This is a genomic window from Oribacterium sp. HCP3S3_B9, from assembly GCF_052064255.1.
Taxonomy (GTDB): domain Bacteria; phylum Bacillota; class Clostridia; order Lachnospirales; family Lachnospiraceae; genus Oribacterium.
In genome coordinates, this window is the sequence record NZ_JBQHVY010000004.1 from 54,190 (window position 1) to 77,045 (window position 22,856).

Annotated in this window: 17 protein-coding genes and 1 other annotated feature; of the genes, 6 read left to right on the forward strand and 11 right to left on the reverse strand. The window is 55.9% G+C overall.

Annotated elements, in window-relative coordinates:
* Window positions 1–260: 260 nt before the first annotated feature.
* The 3 genes from ACTNC3_RS03870 (at window position 261) to ACTNC3_RS03880 (ending at window position 4,437) form a co-directional block, all read left to right on the forward strand.
* Window positions 261–1,934, forward strand: coding sequence for an MBOAT family O-acyltransferase (locus tag ACTNC3_RS03870; RefSeq protein WP_441226521.1), 1,674 nt, complete (start codon window positions 261–263; stop codon window positions 1,932–1,934).
* A 108-nt stretch (window positions 1,935–2,042) separates the two neighbouring features.
* Window positions 2,043–3,383, forward strand: a complete 1,341-nt coding sequence (locus ACTNC3_RS03875) for a DHHW family protein (RefSeq protein ID WP_441226522.1) — start codon at window positions 2,043–2,045, stop codon at window positions 3,381–3,383.
* A 166-nt stretch (window positions 3,384–3,549) separates the two neighbouring features.
* On the forward strand, window positions 3,550–4,437 hold the full coding sequence (locus ACTNC3_RS03880; protein ID WP_410042851.1) for a GDSL-type esterase/lipase family protein: 888 nt from the start codon (window positions 3,550–3,552) through the stop codon (window positions 4,435–4,437).
* An 83-nt stretch (window positions 4,438–4,520) separates the two neighbouring features.
* Here the strand turns inward: ACTNC3_RS03880 and ACTNC3_RS03885 are convergent, their stop codons facing one another.
* The 4 genes from ACTNC3_RS03885 to ACTNC3_RS03900 form a co-directional block, all read right to left on the reverse strand.
* Entirely contained in the window at window positions 4,521–5,378 is an 858-nt protein-coding gene (locus ACTNC3_RS03885; RefSeq protein ID WP_410042850.1) for a carbohydrate ABC transporter permease, read from the reverse strand.
* A 12-nt stretch (window positions 5,379–5,390) separates the two neighbouring features.
* On the reverse strand, window positions 5,391–6,302 hold the full coding sequence (locus ACTNC3_RS03890; RefSeq protein ID WP_441226523.1) for a carbohydrate ABC transporter permease: 912 nt from the start codon (window positions 6,300–6,302) through the stop codon (window positions 5,391–5,393).
* A 74-nt stretch (window positions 6,303–6,376) separates the two neighbouring features.
* Window positions 6,377–7,804 carry a carbohydrate ABC transporter substrate-binding protein gene (locus ACTNC3_RS03895; protein WP_441226524.1) on the reverse strand — a complete coding sequence of 476 codons (1,428 nt, stop codon included), beginning with the start codon at window positions 7,802–7,804 and terminating at the stop codon, window positions 6,377–6,379.
* 147 nt (window positions 7,805–7,951) lie between these two features.
* Window positions 7,952–8,971, reverse strand: a complete 1,020-nt coding sequence (locus tag ACTNC3_RS03900) for a LacI family DNA-binding transcriptional regulator (protein ID WP_441226525.1) — start codon at window positions 8,969–8,971, stop codon at window positions 7,952–7,954.
* A gap of 316 nt (window positions 8,972–9,287) precedes the next feature.
* On the opposite strand from ACTNC3_RS03900, the gene ACTNC3_RS03905 reads away from it, so the two are divergent.
* Window positions 9,288–11,723, forward strand: a complete 2,436-nt coding sequence (locus ACTNC3_RS03905; RefSeq protein ID WP_410042847.1) for a GH36-type glycosyl hydrolase domain-containing protein — start codon at window positions 9,288–9,290, stop codon at window positions 11,721–11,723.
* A 32-nt stretch (window positions 11,724–11,755) separates the two neighbouring features.
* Here ACTNC3_RS03905 and ACTNC3_RS03910 read toward each other — a convergent pair whose 3' ends face one another.
* From ACTNC3_RS03910 to ACTNC3_RS03930, 5 genes are all read right to left on the reverse strand, one after another.
* Entirely contained in the window at window positions 11,756–13,105 is a 1,350-nt protein-coding gene (locus ACTNC3_RS03910) for an MATE family efflux transporter (RefSeq protein ID WP_441226526.1), read from the reverse strand.
* A gap of 280 nt (window positions 13,106–13,385) precedes the next feature.
* Window positions 13,386–15,032, reverse strand: a complete 1,647-nt coding sequence (ilvD, locus tag ACTNC3_RS03915; RefSeq protein WP_441226527.1) for a dihydroxy-acid dehydratase — start codon at window positions 15,030–15,032, stop codon at window positions 13,386–13,388.
* A 151-nt stretch (window positions 15,033–15,183) separates the two neighbouring features.
* Window positions 15,184–16,449, reverse strand: coding sequence for a TRAP transporter large permease (locus ACTNC3_RS03920; protein ID WP_441226528.1), 1,266 nt, complete (start codon window positions 16,447–16,449; stop codon window positions 15,184–15,186).
* Entirely contained in the window at window positions 16,449–16,952 is a 504-nt protein-coding gene (locus ACTNC3_RS03925) for a TRAP transporter small permease (protein WP_410042843.1), read from the reverse strand. Before ACTNC3_RS03925 ends, ACTNC3_RS03920 begins: the two co-directional genes overlap by 1 nt.
* Before the next feature lie 184 nt (window positions 16,953–17,136).
* A complete protein-coding gene (locus tag ACTNC3_RS03930) occupies window positions 17,137–18,291 on the reverse strand; it encodes a TRAP transporter substrate-binding protein (protein WP_410042842.1) in 1,155 nt (384 codons plus the stop codon).
* A gap of 199 nt (window positions 18,292–18,490) precedes the next feature.
* Window positions 18,491–18,732 (reverse strand) — a binding site (T-box leader).
* A gap of 301 nt (window positions 18,733–19,033) precedes the next feature.
* Here ACTNC3_RS03930 and argC point away from each other — a divergent pair.
* Window positions 19,034–19,969, forward strand: coding sequence for an N-acetyl-gamma-glutamyl-phosphate reductase (gene argC, locus ACTNC3_RS03935; RefSeq protein WP_441226529.1), 936 nt, complete (start codon window positions 19,034–19,036; stop codon window positions 19,967–19,969).
* A 117-nt stretch (window positions 19,970–20,086) separates the two neighbouring features.
* Here the strand turns inward: argC and ACTNC3_RS03940 are convergent, their stop codons facing one another.
* Window positions 20,087–21,235 (reverse strand): DUF2232 domain-containing protein, encoded by a 1,149-nt coding sequence (locus ACTNC3_RS03940; protein ID WP_410042840.1) that lies wholly within the window; start codon window positions 21,233–21,235, stop codon window positions 20,087–20,089.
* A 208-nt stretch (window positions 21,236–21,443) separates the two neighbouring features.
* Between ACTNC3_RS03940 and ACTNC3_RS03945 the strand changes: the two genes are divergently transcribed.
* Window positions 21,444–22,121: a DUF1275 family protein gene (locus ACTNC3_RS03945; RefSeq protein WP_410042839.1), complete on the forward strand. Its 678-nt coding sequence runs from the start codon at window positions 21,444–21,446 to the stop codon at window positions 22,119–22,121.
* A 212-nt stretch (window positions 22,122–22,333) separates the two neighbouring features.
* On the opposite strand, the gene ACTNC3_RS03950 is transcribed toward ACTNC3_RS03945, so the two are convergent.
* Window positions 22,334–22,852, reverse strand: a complete 519-nt coding sequence (locus tag ACTNC3_RS03950) for a CYTH domain-containing protein (RefSeq protein WP_441226530.1) — start codon at window positions 22,850–22,852, stop codon at window positions 22,334–22,336.
* Window positions 22,853–22,856 lie beyond the last annotated feature (4 nt).

Sequence of the window (22,856 nt, forward strand, 5' to 3'; positions counted from 1 at the left end):
AAAACGAATAAACCCTCGGGCCACACTGCCCGAAGCTTCACGAAGAAGCCGAACCCATAACACACAGGGCTGTCACAGAAGCGCAGGCCGCCGGTATCGGACCCATCCGATGTCGCTGCCGCGTCCCTGTGGCAGCCTTTTTCAGTTACCACCCAGTTCAGTGACCCCGGATGCCGGCTATGGACGCGCAGTGCTCCAAAGCCGACGAAATTCAGGCCGGCTCCCCTCCCTGCACGGTCACTTTTTTCAGGAGACATTTTATGGTTTTCAGCAGTATCCCGTTTCTTTTTTACTTCCTGCCGCTCTGCCTGATCCTCTACTATCTGGTACCGTTCCGCTGGAAGAACTATGTCCTGCTCGCATTTTCCCTGCTCTTCTACGCCTGGGGCGAGCCGGTCTATATCCTGCTCATGATTTTCGAGACCCTGTCCGACTACACGCTCGGCCGTGTAATGGACCGCGCGGATCAGCGTCCGGCCATCCGCCGGCTCTGTCTTCTGCTGTCGGTGCTCATCGACCTCGGCTGTCTCGGTTTCTTCAAGTACGCCGATTTCCTGGTGGAGACGGTCAATGCCCTCGCCGGTACTACCATCACGCCGCTCCACCTCGGTCTCCCGATCGGCATCAGCTTCTTCACCTTCCAGACCATGAGCTACACCATCGACCTCTATAAGCGTGAGGTGGCGGTCGAGAAAAATTACTTCTACTACCTCACCTACGTGTCGATGTTCCCGCAGCTCATCGCCGGCCCGATCGTCCGCTTCTCCACCGTCAACGAGGAGCTGCACGCGCGCGCCATCACCTTCGACGGCTTCGTCGACGGCGGTCTCCGCTTCCTGCAGGGCCTCTTCAAGAAGGTCCTCCTCGCGAACACCATCGGTGCCGTCTGGGAGCTCATCAAGTCGAGTGCCTTCACGATGGGCCCGGCAGCTGCGTCGGCCGATGCTTCGGTCCAGGGCATCGTCACCTCTCTGCAGACCGTGCTCGGTCCGGGGGCGACGATCTCGGTGCTCGGTGCCTGGCTCGGCGGCCTCTGCTTCACGCTCCAGCTCTACTTCGACTTCAGCGCCTACAGTGACATGGCGATCGGTATGGGCCGCATGCTCGGCTTCCACTACCTCGAGAACTTCAACTATCCGCTCTCCTCTGTCTCCGTCACCGATTTCTGGCGTCGCTGGCATATCTCACTCAGCACCTGGTTCCGTGATTATGTCTACATCCCGCTCGGCGGCAATCGCCACGGAAAGTGGAAGCAGCTTCGGAACATGTTCGTCGTCTGGTTCCTGACCGGACTCTGGCATGGTGCCGCCTGGAACTTCGTGCTCTGGGGCCTCTACTACGGTGTCCTCCTCGCGTTCGAAAAGGATGTCTGGGGAAGCGCCCTTCGGAAGCTTCCACGCATTCTCAAGCACCTCTACGCGATCCTGATCGTCATCTTCGGCTTCATCATCTTCGTGTTCGATGATATGACGCAGCTCGGACAGTACATCCGGATCATGTTCGGCATGGCCGGTGTACCGCTCGTGAACAGCACACTTCTCTGGTATCTCCGGAACAATTTCGCGACCCTCATCGTCGGCTGCATCCTCGCCTTCCCGGTCTACCCGTGGCTCCGCGCGAAGCTGCAGAAGCGCATCGACCTCTGCGCCGGCGCTACGTGCCACGCTGAAGAGACAGCGTTTGCGGAGAACCATCCAAGTGACGCCGGAAGCATTGTCCATGGAAATGCAAACGGAGATGTCACTGCAAAGAGCCATACGAGTAGCGCCAAATGCATTGACCATACAAACACAGGTGGAAGCATCGTAGCGGCACATCGTATCGTAACCCTCAGCACCGTGCTGACCGCGCTCGGCTACCTCGTACTTTTCCTGCTCACGACCGCGTACCTCGTGAACGACAGCTACAACCCGTTCCTGTATTTCCGTTTCTAAGAGAGCGGACCCACCGCTGCTGTGTCATCAAACATCGATCCGATTTTCCAGCCGTCCTGTCGACTGGAAAACAGACGAGCATTTATCATCGATTAAAAGGAGGAAATCATGGATCACAGCGCATCGCTTGCCACTTTTCCGATCAGGCGTCTGCGGCGCCGGGCCGAGGTCCTCACCGTAGGTATCATCACCGCCTTCATCCTCTGCTTCAGCGTATGGTGTCTCGTGGCACCGAAGCAGACCTTTTCAGAGAACGAGAACCGCGCCCTTGCGAGCTGGCCGGTCTACAGCTTTGACACCCTGAAGGACGGCTCCTACATGAGCGGCATTCAGACCTATCTCTCCGACCACTTCCCGCTCCGGGATCCCTTCATGACCCTGAAGACGAAGTATGAGATGCTGACCGGCCGGGAGGAGATCAACGACATCTACCTCGCGAAGGATGGCTACTACATCGAAGCCTACAAGACGCCGAAGCAGCAGAAAAAGATCATCACGCAGTTCCAGAAGCTGCAGGATGCCATCACGACCGGCGCGAAAGAAAACGTCCGTGTTATGCTCGTCCCGACCGCCATCAGCACCTACAACGCGAAGCTCCCGAACTGCGCACCGGACCGGGGCGTGCTTCGGCAGGTCGACACCATGAACGAGATCTACGCAGCGCTGCCGAACATGCAGAAGGTCGACGCCTGGAGTGCACTGCAGGCCGCGGCGGCGCAGGAAGAGACCGCCCGTACCCTCGCCTCGGGTGATGCAGACGGCGCACAGCCGGTGACCGACGCGGGGGATACCGACCGCACACAGGCCTCGGGTGATGCAGACGGCGCGCAGCCGGTGGCCGAGGCGGAGGATACCGGCTGCGATACTTCCGCTATGGACGGCCTCTACTACCATACGGACCACCACTGGACGACCCACGGAGCCTACGTCGGCTATCAGGCCTACTGCAGCGCCGCCGGGCTCTCCCCGATCCCGGAAGCAGACTTTCAGAAGACCTGCGTAACGACAGACTTCCATGGCACGATCTTCTCGAAGCTCCATGACAGCACGGTGCCGGGCGACGCGATCACGCTGTACGAAAATCCGGCAAACCAGCTGACGGTAAGCTATCCGGATACCGGCGAGGTGACGGACACGCTGTACAACCGCGACTATCTCGCGCAGAAGGACAAGTACTCGATGTTCCTTAGTAATCTGCATCCACTCGTCGAGATCACGAACGCGAGCGCGGATTCGGACCGCCAGCTCGTCCTCATCAAGGACAGCTACGCGAACTCCATGGTACCGTTCCTCGTGCATCACTATCAAAAGATCTATGTCTTCGATACACGCTACTACCGCTTCGGACCGTCTTCGTTCATCAACGAGCACCCGGAGGTGACGGACGTGCTGCTGCTCTACAACATGAACACCATCGACACGGATCTCGGCGTCGGAGGAATCTTCTAAGGGCGCTTGCTTTCAGCTTCATTTCAGCATATAGTGTATCTGTGCTGCATCCCGCTGCATATGCGGGGGATGGAAGCACAGATATTTTTTACACAAAATGCGCAGTGCACTGCGCTTAAAAAGAAAAGGCGGCGGGCTTCGCCGCCATCGAAGAAAGGGCATGTTTATGAAAAAGAGTTTCAGAAAAAGGGCCGCTGCACTTCTGACCGCAGCGATGGTATCCTCTACCGGCTTCTCTGCACTGGCAGAAGTCGGCCCGATGGCAGGTCCGACCGTTCCGACGACGGCGGCGACCAGTACCGTCACGGGCAGCAGTGCTGTACCGACCACGACACAGACGGTCACACAGGCAGCCGAAGCGAGCGCACAGACCACGGCCAACGGTCTCCCGCTGCAGGAGGATCAGCGCGTGCTCGATTTCTATCAGGATTCCGTCATCATCGGTGATTCCGTCGCCGATGGCTTCAAGCTGTTCGCACAGGGCAATAAAACGAATCCGCTCATGGCTGAACTTCAGTTCCTGACCGCCTCCCGCTATAATCTGATCAATGCACTGATCCCAGAGGAGCAGGATAAGACGATCGCACATCCGATCTACAAGGGCCAGTTCCTGAATGTATGGAACTCCATCAAGCTCATGAACGCGAAGCACATCTATATGTTCTTCGGCTTCAACGACCTCGGCGACCGTACCGATAAGATCGTAAACCGCTATGTACAGCTCATCCACCAGATTCAGGCGGTCAATCCGGAGGTCGACTTCACGATCATCAGTACGACCTACATCTATCCGGGCTATACGAAGAGCTTCCCGGGTGTGAAGAGCTGGGCCTTCGATAATCCGACCGTCCGCAGGCTGAACACCGAGATGCAGAAGCTCGCACAGCAGAACGGCTGGGGCTACATGAACATCGCCGATGCGCTCTCGGATGGCCAGGGTAACCTGAATCCGAACTTCTGCACCGATCAGATGATCCATCAGAACGCCGCCGCGTATGTCGTATGGGCACAGTGCTTCCGCGACTACGCTGCAAGTAAAAATTTTAATCATTAAAAAGAACCGGTCCCTTGCGGGACCGGTTCTTTTTGGTTCAGGCTATAGAACCTATGAAGAAAAATGAGATGTGTGAATCGGGTTTATCCCTTGACACCACCTGTGGTAACACCACCAACGATGTACTTCGAGAGGATGAGGTACACGATGATGACCGGGAAGATCGAGAAGGCGATCATGACATAGACCTGGCCCATATCGAACTTCAGGAAGTCTGCGGAACGAAGCTGAGCGATCAGGATCGGCAGGGTCTTCTTCGTGTCGGTATGAAGGATCAGGGCCGGCTGGAAGTAGTTGTTCCAGCTGCTGACGAAGGTGAAGATCGCCTGCACGGCGATGGCCGGCTTCATCAGCGGAAGCACGATGGTGTTAAAGATGCGGAACTCGCCGGCGCCGTCGATGCGGGCCGCCTCGACGAGGGACATCGGAAGTACCGAGTCCATATACTGCTTCATATAGAAAAAGGTGACCGGTGCAGCGATCGACGGAACGATCAGCGGGATGAAGCTGTCCATCAGCTTCAGCTTCGTCACGAACTGGATGAAGCCGAGCGCTGTGACCTGCGTCGGGATCATCATGATCATCAGGATGAAGGTGAACATGAACTTCTTGAGCTTGAAGTTATATGCGTGGATCGCATAGGCGGTCATGGTCGAGAAGTAGGTGCAGAGCACCGCACTTAAGCCGGCGACGATGAAGCTGTTGCCCATGCCGCATACCACCGGAAGGGTACCATTCAGCAGGTTCTGCCAGTTCGTCAAGAGGTAGCTGCTCGGGATCGGCGTGAAGCCGCGGGTCAGCTCTGCGTTCGAACGGGTCGCATTGATAAACAGGATGTAGAACCAGATGAGGCACAGGAAGGACAGGAGGATCAGTACGAGATACGAGATAAATCGTCTGGCATGGATGTTCATTCCATGGCTTTGCTTCATTTCTGTCATAGCGCTGCCTCCTTAGTTTACTTCGCTGCTGGAAGATGTCTTATAGACGATCATACTCAGCACACCGGTGATGATGAAGAGAAGAACGGAAAGGGCACCGCCCATGCCGAAGTTCTTACTGTACAGATGCTTGTTGAGCCACATGATCATGGTCATCGTACTACGTGCCGGGTCACCGCTTCCGTTCGTCAGGATCTGCGGTACATCGAACATCTGGATACCACCGATGAGGGAGGTGATGAGCACGTACACGAGAATCGGTCGAAGCAGCGGCAGGGTGATACGGAAGAAGATCTGCGTCGAGCTCGCGCCATCGACCTGCGCCGCCTCGAAGAGTGCGGTATCGATGCCCATCATGCCGGCCATCAGGAGGATGGTCGTATTACCGAACCACATGATATAGTTCATGGCACCGACGAGGGATCTCGTCGCCGTCGTACTACTCAGGAAGGTAAACGGCTTACTGAGGATGCCAAGCTGCATCAGAATCGAGTTGACTGGTCCGGAATCGGAGAACAGGGTGAAGAACAGCATCGCGAATGCACTCGCCATGATCAGATTCGGAAGATAGATCACAGTCTTAAAGAAGCGCTGGCCGCGAAGGCGAAGCGAGGGATCCGTAAACCAGGCACCGAGGAGGAGCGAGGTGATGATCTGCGGCAGGAAACCGATGATCCACATGATCATGGTGTTGCCGGCGTACTTCCAGAGATCTGCGTTCGACAGGATCTTCAGGTAGTTTCCGAGACCGATGAAGTTCGGCCCGATCTGCTTTAAGCCCGAGCGATAGTTCTCGAAGAAGCTGTTGTAGATCGTCGTTACGAGTGGCACGAACTGGAACAAAAGATAGACAACGATAAACGGGATCAGAAAATAGTAACCCCAGCGGTTGTACTGTACAACCTTACTCTGTTTTTTCTTCATAATCTGCAGTCTTTCTGAATTTTGAAGGTAAAAATGCCCACCCGGCCTCTCCACCGGGCGGGCATTTATGTCGATTAGTGTGAAAGCTCCGGATACTTCTCCTCAACTGCTGTGTAGAAGAGGTTCAGTGCGTCCTCGTAGGAAGCATTGCCATCGAAGTAGTTCTTCATCGCCTTCTGGAACTCCTCGTTGCAGCCCTGATCGTAGTTGGTCATGTTGGAAAGGTCGATCTTATCTGCACCTGCACAGAAGAGTGCGAGCGGGTTCTGTCCACCCAGTACCTTGAATGCGAAGGAATCATCCTTTGCAGCGGCATCCATCGCCGGCTTGTTGTTTACGAAATCACTATCCTTCTTTACGATGTCGGTCATGATCTGCTCGTTGGTGGTGAGCTGTCTCATAATGTCGGCAACGAGTGTCGGGTTATCGGTTCCCTTCGCTGCACAGATCCATGTGCCGCCCCAGTAGAAGCCCTGCGGTCCTTCAACAGCACCCCAGCCGCCCTGGTTTGCGATCGATCCATCTGTATCTGCAGCCATCGAGAAGTTGATGAGCCATGCCGGTCCGAAGTAGCAGAATACCTTACCATCCGGATAGAAGCCCTTGCTCCAGTCATCGGACCAGAGCTCGTAGGTCTTGGTCTCGCCTGCATCAACGAGTGCCTTGGAATCGTCTACCCAGTTCTTGATGTTGTCATCGATGGTGATCTTGCCATCCGTTACCCACGGAGTGGTGACATTGTTCGAGTATACACGGTAGGAGTCATTGACCGAAGATGTGATGGTATAGCCGCCATCCTTCATCTTCTTCGCCGTCTCGTTAAAGCTAGCCCAGTCCTTCACCGCAGCCTGTACATCTGCAGGATCATCGGAGCCGAGCACATCCTTCGCCGCCTGACGGTTGTAGATCAGCACGCCCGGGCAGCCCTGCCATGAAACACCACGGAGATTGCCATCGCCGTCGGTCACAACGTCCTTCGTGTACTGATACTGATTCTTAAGCTCATCCTCTGTGAGGCCGAGATCCTTGACCGGAACGGTAACCTCAACATCAGAATCTACATACTTCTTTGCATAATCGGCCTCGACAAGGAAGAGGTCTACCTTGCTGTCCGCAGACGCGTTCTCATTTTCCGGAAGTACGGTATCGAGATTGTTCTGGTATGCGTTATCAGTGGACGGTGTGATGGTCCACTTCACGGTCACATCACCGATCTTACCGGTCGTACCATCGACGGCCTCATATCCTGGATAGTGGTCGGTCAGTCTGGACTTGAACTCCTCGTTCCAGCACTGGATATTGAGCACCTTACCCTCATCAGAAGCTGCCTCGGTCGCCGCCTCGGTGGCTGCCTCGGTCGCTGCTGCGGTGGTCTCTGCCTTCGTCTCTGCCGGTGCCGCGGTCGTCGCTGCAGGCTGTGATGATCCACAGGCTGCCAGTGATGCAACGGTCATCGTTGCAACAGTCGTCATACTAAGCCAACGTTTCACATTCTTTTTCATTATTGAGTCCTCCCTCAAAAAGATTCTTATTATGTAAAGTATCCTTCGATACTTCATGTACATTCTTACGTGCCTGTATTTCGTCTGATCCGTCCAATGCTTCCGGCGGAAGATCATCCCGCGTCTTCACGTTTCTTCAGCGCTGTCCTATGCTTCTTCCCGAAGATCCTTTACGCTGTGCCCCGACAGGAGCTTGCCTCTGATCATGATCTGCTCTGCGGTACAGCTGTCCTTCTCTTCGATCTCCTCGACGAGCTTCCGTGCGGACTGATGACCGATACCGGTGGAGTCCTGGAAGTAGGTCGTGAGCTTCGGGCGAATCACCTGGGAAAGATTGATGCCATCATAGCCGGTGATGCTGATGTCCTCCGGAATCCGAAGCCCCATCTTCTCAAGCTCGGTCAGCGCTCCGAGCGCTGCGTAATCATCCGGACACATCAGGATGGTCGGTGGCTCTGGAAGTGCCATGAGCTCACGTACCGCCTCCGCGGTCCTCATCACATCATGGAAGGCTCCGGCCTTCTCGTACATCGGATTCAGCTCGACACCGAACTCCTTCAGTGCTCTCCGGAATCCATTCAGTCGCTTCTTCGTAACCATGGTCATCTCACCATGGATGAGACCGATTCTGCGATGTCCCATCTCCAGCACGTACTTCGTCAGCTCGTACTGACCTTCGAGGTTGTCGGACATCACCGCACTCTTATCATTAAACGGATAATCGATGGTGACGGTCGGGATCTCGCTCTTTACGAGCTCAACCACCTGCGGGGAGGTGAAATCCACACTGGCGATCAGGACACCATCACAGTTTCTGTAGCGTGCATGCTCCAAGAAGCTGGCCTTCGTGCCGGCGATGGTGTCGGATATGAAGGTCACATCGTAGCCGAGCTTTTCGAAGGTTTCCTTCGCGCTGTTCAGAATCGCTGCGAAGTACTCATGGGTGAGTCCTGAGTTTGTTGCATCTACAAACAGGACACCGATATTATGAGAACGATTGGTTTTTAACTGTCGGGCTGCTATATTAGGAAGATAGTGCATTTCCTTCGCTGCGGCCCGGATCCGTTCAGCGGTCTGTGGATTGATATCGGAATATCCATTCAGTGCCTTACTGACGGTCGCCGGCGAAACCCCCAGCGCTTTCGAAATGTCTTTAATCGTTACCATAATACTGATTCATCTTTCCTTTCGGATGCTCCTGGTCGAAATTACTTTTCTTTCGTTTCACTTCTCGAATTTGTCATCCGAAATCCTTTTCGTATTTTCATTCTAAATCGATTTCGTCTTCTTGTAAACAGCTAGTATTTCACAGATATTTAAATGCGTTTTTGTACGAAATATACATTTCGTTGATTTTTTCGCCGGCTCTATTTACAACTTTTGTCCAGGAAAATATAATTATGTGTAGCGAAAACGTATTCGTAAATTTGTTAATTTCAGACTCTATTTTTTGTGTTTTAAGAATTATATAGAAGGAGGCTTTATGAAATTCGGTCATTTCGATGACGCACAGCGAGAATATGTCATCACGACTCCGAAGACCCCTCTCCCATGGATCAACTACCTCGGGTCCCGGGACTTCTTCAGTCTCATCTCGAACACGGCAGGAGGCTACTCCTTCTATAAGGATGCGAAACTCCTGCGTCTCACCCGCTACCGTTACAACAACTGTCCGCTCGACCAGGGTGGCCGCTACTACTATATCAAGGATGGCGACAGCATCTGGAATCCGGGCTGGCAGCCGACGCAGACTACGCTTGATTCGTATGAGTGTCGTCACGGTCTCGGCTATACCGTCATCACAAGCCGGAAGAATCAGCTCGAGGCGAAGCTCGAGGCCTTCGTGCCGGTGGACGACGCCTGTGAGATCAACCGCATCACCCTGCGAAATGATGGTGTGACGGCCAGAAGCATTGACCTCTTCAGCTTCGTCGAGTTCTGTCTCTGGAACGCGCAGGACGATCAGACGAACTTCCAGCGGAACTTCTCGACGGGCGAGGTCGAGGTGATCGGCAGCACGATCTACCATAAGACAGAGTATCGCGAGCGTCGGAATCACTATGCGGTATTTTCCGTCAACAGACCGGTCGTCGGCTTCGACACAAGCCGTGACGCCTTCATCGGTGTCTACAACGGCTTCCATAATCCGGAGGCAGTGCTCGTCGGCGAGAGTCGCAACTCCATCGCCCATGGCTGGCAGCCGATCGGCTCGCATCATCTGAAGGTTGAGCTCGCACCGGGCGCATCCGAGAGCTTCATCTTCGTGCTCGGCTACTGTGAGAATCCGGTCGACGAGAAGTGGGAAGCGCCGGGCATCATCAATAAGAAGCCGGCGGAGAAGCTTCTCGCGAAGTATCAGACGGACGCGCAGGTGGACGCTGCGCTCGCAGAGCTGAAGGCCTACTGGGATGGTCTCCTCAGCAGCTATACGGTACACAGCAGCGACGAGAAGCTGAACCGCGTCGTGAATATCTGGAATCAGTATCAGTGCATGGTGACCTTCAACATGTCCCGCTCCGCCTCCTACTTCGAGAGCGGCATGGGCCGTGGCATGGGCTTCCGTGACAGCTGTCAGGACCTGCTCGGGTTCGTCCATCTGATTCCGACCCGCGCACGCGAACGCATCCTCGACATCGCGAACACACAGCTTCCGGATGGCTCCTGCTATCATCAGTACCAGCCGCTGACCAAGAAGGGCAATGCTGACATCGGTGGCGGTTTCAACGATGATCCGCTCTGGCTGATTGCCTGCACACATGCCTATCTCGCGGAGACCGGCGACTTCTCGATTCTCGATGAAGCCTGTGCCTGGGATTCGGATTTCACGGATGCGAAGCCGCTCATGGAGCATCTCCGTCGGAGCTTCCATTTCACCGTCACGCATAAGGGACCGCACCAGCTGCCGCTGATCGGTCGCGCCGACTGGAACGACTGTCTGAACCTGAACTGCTTCTCCGAGGAGCCGGGTGAGAGCTTCCAGACCACCGGTCCGTCCGAGGGTCCGGTCGCGGAATCGGTCTTCATCGCCGGCATGTTCGTGAAGTACGGAAAGGAATATGCAGATATCTGCCGTCATATCGGTCTTTGTGAGGAGGCTGCCTCCGTCGATCAGGAAGTCGCCGCGATGGTCGAGGCCGTCGAGACCGCTGGCTGGGACGGTGAGTGGTTCATCCGTGCCTTCGATGCATACTCGAATCCGGTGGGCTCTCACGTCTGTGAGGAGGGCCAGATCTTCATCGAGCCACAGGGCATGTGTGTCATGGCCGGCATCGGTGTCGAGGATGGCAAGGCCGCGACGGCACTCGCGTCCGTGGAGAAGCGCCTCGAGTGCAAGTATGGTATCGTACTGAACCAGCCGGCCTATACACGGTATCACGTGGAGCTCGGTGAGATCTCCTCCTACCCGCCTGGATATAAGGAGAACGCCGGGATCTTCTGTCATAATAATCCATGGATCGCAGCAGCCGAAACGATGATCGGTCATGGAAACCGTGCCTTCGAGGTCTTCAAGAAGACCTGCCCGATCTATCTCGAGGACATCTCGGAGATCCACCGTACGGAGCCGTATGTCTACTGCCAGATGGTGGCCGGACGTGATGCGGCGACCCCGGGCGAGGGCAAGAACAGCTGGCTGACCGGCACCGCAGCCTGGACCTTTACCTGCATGAGCCAGTACATCCTCGGCATCCAACCGAGCCTGGACGGTCTCCGCATCGACCCTTGCATCCCGGATACACTCGAGCACTACACCGTCGATCGGCTCTACCGTGGCAGTCACTACCACATCACGATCGACAACCACGCCCACGCTGAAAAGGGCGTCACCTCTATGACGGTTGATGGCGCTCCGGTCGCCGGCAATGTCATCCCGCTGGGGCTCAGCGGCGAGCAGCATGAGGTCGTGGTGACCTTAGGTTAAGAGCCCGGAGGACCTCTTTGCCGTGAAATCAGTCACATCTGTTCGCGCTCTACCTTATGAATCAGATGCAGGAGCATCGGGATGAGGTAGGCGCAGGCGGCGAGCCAGGCGGCCTGGTCGGTCCAGCAGATGGCGCTGTAGCCGAAGAGCGGGACGCAGATCGTGGCGACGAGGATACGGGCGACCATCTCGAGAGCGCCGCTGATCACGGACAGCGCACTGAAGCCGAGGCTCTGGATCGCGTAGCGTGTGACGTCGAGGATGGCGAGCAGCCAGTAGAGGATGCCAAGCGCGCCCATATACCGGGCAGCTGCGTCGATAACCAAGACATTGGCCGCATCGACGAAGAGGCTGCCGAGGAAGTGTCCGCCGAAGTTCATGATCACACCGGCGACGATGCCGTAGCCGACCGCAAGTGCGAGCGTCACGCGGATGCCCTGCTTCACACGGTCCATCTTATGCGCGCCCATGTTCTGACCGACGAAGGTCGCCATCGCGGTGGCCACGGCGTCAAACGGGCAGAGCATCAGCTGCTTCACCTTCGTGCCGGCGGTGAAACCGGAGACGTAGATGGAGCCGAGGCCGTTGTTCGCGGACTGCATGACCATCGAGCCGATCGCGGTGACCGAATACTGGAGGCCCATCGGCAGGCCCATGACGACGAGGTTCCGGGCCACGGTACTGTTCCAGTGGCAGTCCTCGCGCGTCGGATGCAGTACCGGCATCACGCGGATGATGTAGACGAGGCAGGCGATGCCGCTCAGGGCCTGCGCGGTGATCGTCGCCAGCGCGACGCCGGCACAGCCGAGGTGAAGCACCGCGATGCAGAACAGATCCAGAAATACGTTCAGAAAGGTCGAGATCGCGAGGAAGATGAAGGGTGCCTTCGAGTTTCCGACCGCGCGGAGCAGGCTTGACAGCAGGTTATAGAGGAGTGTGAACGGGATGCCGAGGAAGATGATCAGCAGGTACCGGTACGCGTCCTGGTATATGTCTTCCGGCGTCTGCATGATGTGCATGATGAGCGGGCACAGGAGTGCGGTCAATGTCGTCAGTACCGCAGCGATGATGACCGTCACCGCGAGGCTGTGGTACACGTAGCGCCGGAGTCCCTGCATATCCTCTGCGCCGAAGCGCTGTGACACCGGGATACCGAAGCCTGCGCAGCTGCCCATGCAAAAACCGAGCACAAGGAACTGGACGCTCGAGCTGGAGCCGACCGCGGCCAGCGCATCCGCACCGAGCAGACGCCCGACGATCATCGCATCGACGATGTTGTAAAACTGCTGAAACAGATTCCCGAGCAGAAGCGGAATCATGAAAACGAGGATCAAACGAAGCGGGGAGCCCGACGTCATGCTCTGAACATTACTTTTACTCATATACTACCTGATTATCTGTATAAATACCTGGCTTCTTCTATTGAAAGAGGGTTGACAGCCCCTCATTTTAAGTAGTTACTTTACGGTCGTCAATATGGAAATATCGATGGATTTCATCGGAACTTTAAAATGAGCTCTGCCGTAAGTGGCAGAGCTCTATGGGGCAAAATGCATCGTGGGAAATGCATCCGCTGTCAGATGTCCGGTTCGAGTCCTCGATATACCCGCGGATCCGAACGCTGTGTTCAGCATGTTTCAATACATGCTTCGTATCTAGAACTTACTCGACGATCGCGCCGGAGTCGGCGGAGTGGACGAGCTTCGCGTATTTCTTGAGGTAACCGGTGAGGTTGCGCTGCTCGCGTACCTTCATGGTCTTCTTACGCTCCTCGAGTTCCTCGTCGGAAACTTCGAGGTTGATGGAGTAGTTCGGGATGTCGATCTTGATCTTATCGCCATCCTTCACGTATGCGATGGTACCGCCGGCCTGGGCCTCCGGGGAAACATGTCCGATCGCTGCGCCACGGGATGCGCCGGAGAAACGTCCGTCGGTGATGAGGGATACAGTCGTATCAAGTTTCATACCGGCGATGGCAGAGGTCGGTCCGAGCATCTCACGCATACCAGGTCCGCCGGCCGGACCCTCATAACGGATCACGACACAGTCACCCGGCTTGATCTCGCCACCGTAAATCGCCTTGATGGCGTCTTCCTCGGAGTCGAAGCAGCGCGCGGTGCACTCATTGACCATCATCTCAGGTGCGACTGCCGAACGCTTGACGATGGAGCCATGTGGTGCCAGGTTACCATACAGCACGGCGAGACCGCCCTCCTTGAGGTATGGGTTATCGAACGGACGGATGACCTCCGGGTTCCGGTTGACGCTGTCCTTCGTCGCCTCACCGATCGTCTCACCGAGCACGGTCATACAGTCTCTGTGGATCAGGCCATGCTGATCGAGCTCGTGGATGACGGCATAGATTCCGCCGGCATCCATGAGGTCCTGCATGTGGTGGTGACCCGCCGGTGCCAGGTGGCAGAGGTTCGGGGTACGATCGGAGATCTCGTTGATCTTATGAAGATCGAACGGAACGCCTGCCTCATGCGCTACGGCCATGAGGTGCAGTGCGGTATTGGTGGAGCAGCCGAGGGCCATATCGGTGGTCAGGCAGTTCTCGATCGCATCTGCAGTGATGATGTCACGCGGACGGATGTTCTGCTCGAGGACCTTCATCACCTGCATGCCGGCCAGCTTTGCGAGACGGATACGCTCCGAATAGACCGCCGGGATGGTACCATTGCCCGGAAGTGCCATGCCCAGTACCTCGCAGAGGGAGTTCATGGAGTTCGCGGTGAACATACCAGAACAGGAGCCGCAGGTCGGACAGCAGGTATTCTCGATGTCGAGGACGCCCTTCTCGTCCATAAGACCAGCCTTGAACGCACCGACGGCCTCGAACGCGGTGTTCAGGTCACGCTGATGAAGAGACAGCATTGGCCCACCGGATACGAAAACGGACGGCAGATTCAGACGGCAGGCTGCGAGGAGCATGCCCGGCACGATCTTATCGCAGTTCGGAATGAAGACAAGGGCGTCGAGAGCGTGGCCGCTCGCCATACACTCAATGGTGTCGGTGATCAGCTCGCGGGATGACAGTGAGAAGTGCATGCCATCGTGGCCCATCGCGATACCGTCGCAGACAGCGATGGTGTTGAACTCGAGTGGCGTGCCGCCGGCCATCAGGATACCATCCTTGACCGCACGGGAGATCTGCTGCAGGTGCTCATGACCCGGAACGACCTCGGTAAATGAATTGACGACGCCGATCAGCGGACGGCGGATCTGCTCGTCGGTCAGGCCGTCGGCCTTCAGAAGTGAACGGTGCGGGGTACGCTCGATACCCTTCTTTACTACATCACTACGCATAGTGTACCTCCTGTATTTTTAAATCACATTGCGTATTTCTACTTATTATATCATGTGTCGGCCACCGGAGTTTATGGGGTCTGACCCCATAAACTTCAGTTTAGATTCTGTTTAGAAAAATTTAATGGGGTCAGACCCCCTTACGAAATTCTTAAGCCAGAATCAGTCCTGGGAACGCCAGTGGTACATAGAGGATCACGAAGAACACCACGATGAGGCCGATCAGGTACGGGATGATGGCCTTCGATATCTTCGTCATCGGAAGTCCCGTGATACCCGAGGCGACGAAGAGGTTGATGGCTACCGGCGGGGTGATCATACCGATGGCGAGACCGACGGCGAATACCACACCGAAGTGGACGAGGTTCACACCCATCGCCTTCACGAGCGGAAGGAATACCGGGGTGAGCAGGATGATCGCGGAGGAGGTCTCCATGAAGACACCAGCGACCAGGATGATAAGACCGATCAGGAAGAGGATGATGTAGGTATTGCTCGAAACGGAGAGAACAGCCTTCGAAATCATCTCCGGGATCTTCCAGTTCGCCAGTACCCAGCCGAACGGACCGGAGAAGCCGATGATCAGCATGATGACGGAGGAGGTCTTCGCAGAGTTCTTCATGATCTCCATGAGGCCCTTCGGCGTGAGGTCACGGTACACGAAGAAGCCGATGAGGATGGAGTAGATAACCGCGACATCGGCTGCCTCGGACGGGGTGAAGTAGCCGGAGAAGATGCCACCGAGGATGATCAGCGGCATGAGGATGCCCCAGACCGCATGGAGGAAGGTTCTCAGGACGTTCTTCACGCTGAGCGGTGTGCCCTTCGGGTAGTTGAGCTTCCGCGCTTCGACGAGGGCGATGACGATCAGGATCACACCCATCGTGATACCCGGGATGAAGCCGTTACGGAAAAGGGTATTGACCGACTGCTCTGCGATGACGGCGTAGAGCACCATCGGAACGGATGGCGGGATGACGACGCCGATCGTACCGGCAGCGGCGATGAGGGCGGCAGACTTATCGACATGATAGCCGCGCTTCTCGAGCTCCGGGATGAGGGTCGCACCGACGGCTGCGGTGGTCGCTGCACCAGATCCGGAAATCGCGGCGAAGAACATGCCGGCGAGGACGGAAACGATGGTGAGGCCGCCACGGATCCAGCCGAGGAGGGACTCTGCGAACTCGACGAGCACCTTCGACACGGCGCCCTTCGACATGAGGTCACCGGCGAGGATGAAGAACGGAACCGCGATCAGCGAGAAGCTGTCCTGCGCAGTGAAGATACGCTGCACCATCATGAGGGCAGGTACGTCACCGGCGACGAGGGTGATGAAGGCGGCGATGGCGATGGTGAAGCCGACCGGAACACCGAGAAGAAGTAAAATTGCGAACGAAATAAACAGTACGGCTGCCATTATGACTCCACCTCCTTCACTTCATCCATGTGGAACAGCTGCTGCAGGAACGCATCCAGCGCATGTACGGCCATAAGGCCGCAACCGAGGTCAATGCCTAAGTATACATAGCGCATCGGCCAGCGGAGGGATGCGGAAAGCTGTGTTCCCTGCTTTCCGAAATACTTATAGCCGTAGTAAACGACCACCAGGCAGAGGGCGAAACAGAGTGCATGCACGAGAAGCTGCATCACTCTCTTCACCGGTGCCGGCATCACATCCTGCAGTACCGTGACGGCGATGTGTCCGCCGTGCTTATAGACACACCCTGCACCGAGCATCGAGCACCAGATCAGTAAATAACGGGTGGCCTCCTCGGACCACTGTAACGACTTAAAGAAGATACGGCACACGATCTGCGCACCGGTGATGATGACCATCAGAAGCAGCATCGCGAAGATGACGTAGCCCATCACCTTATCGATCGCATCTGACAACTTATGAACAGCTTTAACAAATCCCACTTTGTCTGCCCCTTTCACTACCTGTTTCAGGTATCTGTACGACCCCTGTTTCTGAGACGGAGCCTGCGCGAGCAGGCTCCGTCTCAGCTTTATTTCTACATAAACTTCTTAATATGAACGTTCGGATAGGAAGTGTTTGCGTAGCGATACCTTCGAACGTTTCACTTTCCAATGATCCGAAAAATCACTTAACTGTAGCGATGACGTCGTTGATCTTCTTTACATAATCGGCATACTGAGGATATGCATCATATACCGGCTGTACAGCTGCCTTGAAGGAAGCGATATCCGGGTTCTCCTCAACCTCCATGCCGTTGTCCTTCATCGCCTGAAGCTGATCTGCCTCCTGAGCGGCTACCCACTCTCTCTCATACTCTGCGGCATCCTGTGCTGCATCGAGGAATACCTGCTGGATGTCGGCGTCGAGCTCGTTGAACTTATCGAGGGACATGGTGACGATCGCAGTGGAGTAGCTGTGACCATCGAGGGTTGCGTACTTCTGGGACTCCCAGAGCTTATAGGAGTTGATAACGTTGATCGGGTTCTCCTCACCATCGACGGTGCCCTGCTGTAAAGCGGTCAGGGCATCGGACCATGCCATCGGCGTTGCGTTGACACCGAGTGCATCGAAGGCCTTCTGGTAAACCTCGTTCTCCATCACACGGATCTTGAGGCCCTTTACATCCTCTGCGGTCTTGATCGGACGAACGTTGTTTGTGAGATCACGGAAGCCTCTCTCTGCATATGCGAGACCCTTGAGGCCGGAACCCTCGAGTGTATCGAGAAGAGAACGACCTACCTCACCATCGAGCACAGCGTATGCCTGCTCCTTGTTCTCGAAGAGATACGGCATGTCGAGTACACCCATATCCGAGGAGAAATTTACGAACGGTCCGGACGTCACGATACCCATATCGAGGGTGCCCATCTGCATGGACTCAAGCATATCACGCTCACCACCGAGGTCTCCGTTCGGGTGAAGCTCGATCGCATACTTGCCGTCGGTCTTATCCTGTACATCCTGTGCGAACTTTACCGCTGCGATCATGAAGGAATCCTGCTCGTTGGTGGTCATACCAAGCTTGAGCACGGTTGCGCCCTCCGGGATCTCCGGCTGAACGTTCGATGCGTTCTTTACATCATCATCGGCTGCGGCTGCTGTGGTCTCTGCACCAGCTGCCGTGGTCTCCTCTGCAGCTGCCGTAGTGTCTGCGGCTGCGGCGGTCGTCTCTGCGGCTGCGGCCGTGGTTGCCTCTGGTGTGCTGGATGATCCGCAGGCTGCCAGGGATGCTGCCATCGCACCGGCCATCATCATGGCCATCATTCTGTTCTTTCTCATAATGTCTCCTCCTCAAATTGTATCAACAAATGTAAACGTTTTTATATTTCATCCGCCGAAGCGGCTGAAAGCTTCTTCCATCCATACAGGGCCAATGCTTACGGATTTACTTCATCACGAATCCGCCCATACATGGTCGATTTGTTTTTGAAATCGATCGGTGCAAGCAGATACAAAAAAAGCCTTTGTCTCTTTTTATCAAAGAGACAAAGGCTGTAAAGTCCTCTGCGGTACCACTCTCATTGTCGAATAAAACGACCACTCTGTCGCATCTATCAATGCTTAGTCCTTTAACGGAGACCAGCCCGGCGTAACCTACTAACCAGTGCGTTCAGCGCGCAACTCAGAGATGATTTTCACAGCTTTCGTTCCACTGTCTCGCACCCTCCGACAGCTCTCTGGCTCGCTCCAACTGCTACTTTTTCTCGTCAACGTTTTTTGCTCTGTATTGATTTATTCGTAATTTACGCCTTTTCCACTGCAGTGTCAAGAATCAAGCGTAGTGCAAAAATTCATAGCTGTTATAACACAGTAACAGTTCAGACAGGAGACCCGGAGCGGCGGCAACAGAGGCACAGTACTCCGTTGCCGCTCCTCCGGGTCTCCTGTCTGCTTGAACTGTTACATAACACATCGTTTATCAAGTATGTAAAAAAACTATATCTCGGTACTACGCAGATTTGCTAATATATATGAAAATATCCGTCTGCATGGCATGAACGGGAAGGTCAGGGAGGAAATCATGAAGACGAAAGTTTATATCGATGGTCAGAGTGGCACGACGGGACTTCAGATCTATGACCGGATCGGTCAACGCGAGGATCTCGAGCTGCTGCGGATTCCGGAGGAGCTCCGGCACGATCCGGATGAGCGGAAGAAGTATCTCAACAGCGCAGATATCGTATTTCTCTGTCTGCCGGATGAAGGTGCCAGAGAAGCGGTTTCCTTCATTGATAATCCGAACGTGCGCGTGATCGATGCGTCGACGGCACACCGGACGAATCCGGACTGGACCTATGGCTATCCGGAGCTGTCGAAGGCGCAGCGGGAGGCGATTCGCACGAGTAAGCGTGTGGCGAATCCTGGCTGCCATGCGACGGGCTTCATTTCGACGGCGGCTCCGCTGGTGGCGATGGGCGTGCTTCCGAAGGACTACCCGATGAACTGCTACAGCCTGACCGGCTACTCCGGGGGTGGCAAGAAGATGATCGCGGAGTACGAGGCAGAAGGACGTTCTGAGCTGCTGGACGCGCCGGGCATCTATGGTCTCAACCTGCAGCATAAGCATCTGCCGGAGATGCAGACGGTGACGGGACTCGCGTATCCGCCAGTGTTCATGCCGGTCGTGGACGATTATTATAAGGGCATGGCGACGACGATTATGCTCCAGAACCGGCTTCTGCCTGGGCAACCGAGCGCGGAGGAGATCTGTGCGAAGCTCGCAGACTACTATCGTGATGAGCACTTCGTATCCGTCGTGCCGTTCGGCGAGAATGACAGCAAGCTCTATGCAAATAAGCTTGCCGGCACAAACCGCCTCGAGATCGTGGTCTGTGGACATGAGGAGCAGACGACGGTGACCGCAGTTTTCGACAACCTCGGAAAGGGTGCGAGCGGTGCTGCGGTGCAGAACATGAACATCATGCTCGGACTGCCAGAGGAAACGGGCCTCGAGTGATCTCGAACGGTGTCCATTTCAACATGTAAACAGAGCCGTCGCGTGAATGATGAAACTCCATGAGCATTTCACCATTCGCGCGACGGCTCTGTTTGTTAGATTTCTGTCCGTGATTGCTCACTTCACATCCGTGGCGTCGTCTGGTCCGAGGTCGATGATGTCGCCACCGTCCTTCGGCGTCGGTACGAGGCGGGCACGGTCAGACAGGCTGTGGTCGCCTGCATCGGACCAATGCTGACGGTCCGCCGCACGGGTGGCACGCCCATCCACAGTGCGGCCGTCGGCAGCGGCGGTCTGCAGACCGAAGCGTCGCGCGATGTAGTCGTGGAGCGAGCCGGAGATGTAGAAGATGCCGAGGATCAGCAGGATCTGCGGCATCACGAAAATGCTGAGTGCCGTGAGAAGGCCGTTCACGAGCTTCGCACGGGTCAGGAAGAGACGGATCAGAAGCGAGATCGCGATCGCACCGAAGCACATCAGGATGATATAGCCGACGATGCCGATGATCTGGAGCAGGCTCTGGAGGATCGCGTTCTCGAGCGGCTTCGCGAAGGTGTAATTATAAGCGAAGAAGGCGAGGATGGACAGGACGCCCAGCCAGCGCGGCGGGTAATACTCGATGATCGGCTTCGGCTGCGGTACCGCCACGTGGAGACGACGCAGGATCAGAAGGCTGAGCTCATAGATGATAAAGCCCTGGACGGCACCGGTGAAGGCGACGGAAATGATCAGGATACGCTTCAGAAAATCCGGCGTCAGCATCTGCCGGAAGACATCCATCTGGGCAGCGCTCTGCGCGGTCGCTCCGGCACCGGTGAACTTCTGTGCCGAGTTAAGGGCCTCCGTCATGATCGTCTGCATCTCGAGGACATCCTGATCGAGCGTCGTGCCCGAGATGACCGCGAGGAGGAGGACATTGACCAGCTCCGCGATGATCGAGAGCAGCATCACGAGTAGGAGGGTACGAGTCATATCCTTCTTATCGTGGATACGACTGCCGAGGATCATGCCAATGAAGGCCATGCAGGACGAGTAGATGAGCGTCGTCGGCAGACTGAAGAACACGGCCATCAGCGTGGATGCGATCCAGACCGCGAAGCTCGAGCAGAGACCGTAACGCGCGCCGTAGGCGACCATCGGAATCGGCAGGATGAAGATGAGCGCCCCCTGGAACATGGAGCCGGTCTGGCGGTCGATCAGGAGCAGGATCGTAAAGAGCGCGGTGATCATCGCACCGAACGTGATTTTCTGAGTTTTCTGGTTCAATATGTTTACCTCGGTTCTGAATTCTGATGTCGTACCAGTAAGGATCAGCGCCAGGGGCCCCTGGCTCGACTGAACTGATACGAATCTTATAATTATATAGCATATCTCTGCGTGTTTATCCTGAAATTTCGGAAATATTATGGTGGAATTTCATAGAGCAGAGTGTTATAGTCGGAACGTTTGAAATTTTCCATCACAGGAGTTCGCAATGAAACTGATCAAATCAAGAAGAAACCTGTTGATTCATCTTTGCATGGCCTTCATGGGCGGCTACGCCGGCATGTACGGCATCCTGGTCCGCGGTTCGTTCGGGCAGGCCGTCACCTCGAATCTCGCAAATGTCTTCCGGCATCTGCTGCTCGGGGACAATGTCGAGGACGCGCTGTTTCGCGCCGGTGCACTGCTGGTCTTTCTGTTTTCACTCGCACTTACGCACATCCTGCAGATGAAGGACCGTCGCATCGCAGAAATCACCTGCCTCGTATCACAGCTTGCCTGCATCCTGATTTCGGCAGCGATCCCGGAAGCCACGCAGGGCGCACTCGCGCTCTATCCGATCTTTTTCCTGACCGGTATCCAGTGGGGCACCTTCACCGGTGCCGAGGGCTTCAACAGCGCGACGATCTTCTGCTCGAATAATTCGAAGCAGGCACTCTTCGGCTGGATCGACTATATCCTCACCGGAAAGCACGAAAGCTTCCGGCAGGGACTCTTCTACACCGCGACCCTCGTTTTCTTCTATGCCGCCGTCGTCATCTCCGTCTTCATGAGTGATCGCTTCGGTGCGCACGCCATCCTCCTCGAGCTGCTGCCGCTCACGCTGGTCGCCGGTGTCTGGCTCATCAACGACCGCGCCGCCGCGAAGGACGTGGCGATCGCTGCGTAAGCCCGGGGTGCTCGTGCAGAGGACGCCATCTGTTACATGTTGATATAGACGCTATATGGCTGCCGCACCCGATGGTGCGACAGCCATTTTGATTTGTAACCGTTCTGGTAGTGGGGACCCGGAGGGGCGGCAACGGAGGCACAGCACTCCGAGACCGGTTCAATCTAAGCCGGGGACCCTAAGCGGCACTATCACTTCGATTTCGCAGAACTTCATGCCTGCTGCAGGCGGGTCGCTGTCCAGTAGGCCCCCATCGACTGGCCCGGCTGCTCGGTGACGTCGTCCGTCAGATACGCGCCGAGGCCGACCGAAGCCGGATCGAAAGCCCACGCCTCGTCCTCGCTTACGAACTCGACTTCCGCATACCAGAACTCGGTCGGTGCGCCCTCGTCTACATGATTCACCTCGAGCTGATGGCCATCTGGCAGCAGGTAAGTCCGGCGAAGCTTCGGGATCAGCGGCAGACCGATGAGATCCTCGAGCTCGCGGAAGCGCGCCTCCTCGATCGGAAACTCGATTTCCTTCCGGCTGAGCCGTCCCTTCGACTTGAAGCAGAGGATGAACTCGTCCTTCAGCGGCGCGCCCTCCCCCGACACCCGCAGCTTCTCCTCACGGATCCGCACGGTCGGTCGCACCGACACGTAGCCCTGTCGCATCTCCTCTTCCTTCCGCAGCGGATAGCCCTCCGGCCAGCCCTGCACCATCCACTTACGCTCGATTTCCATTCCCATATCT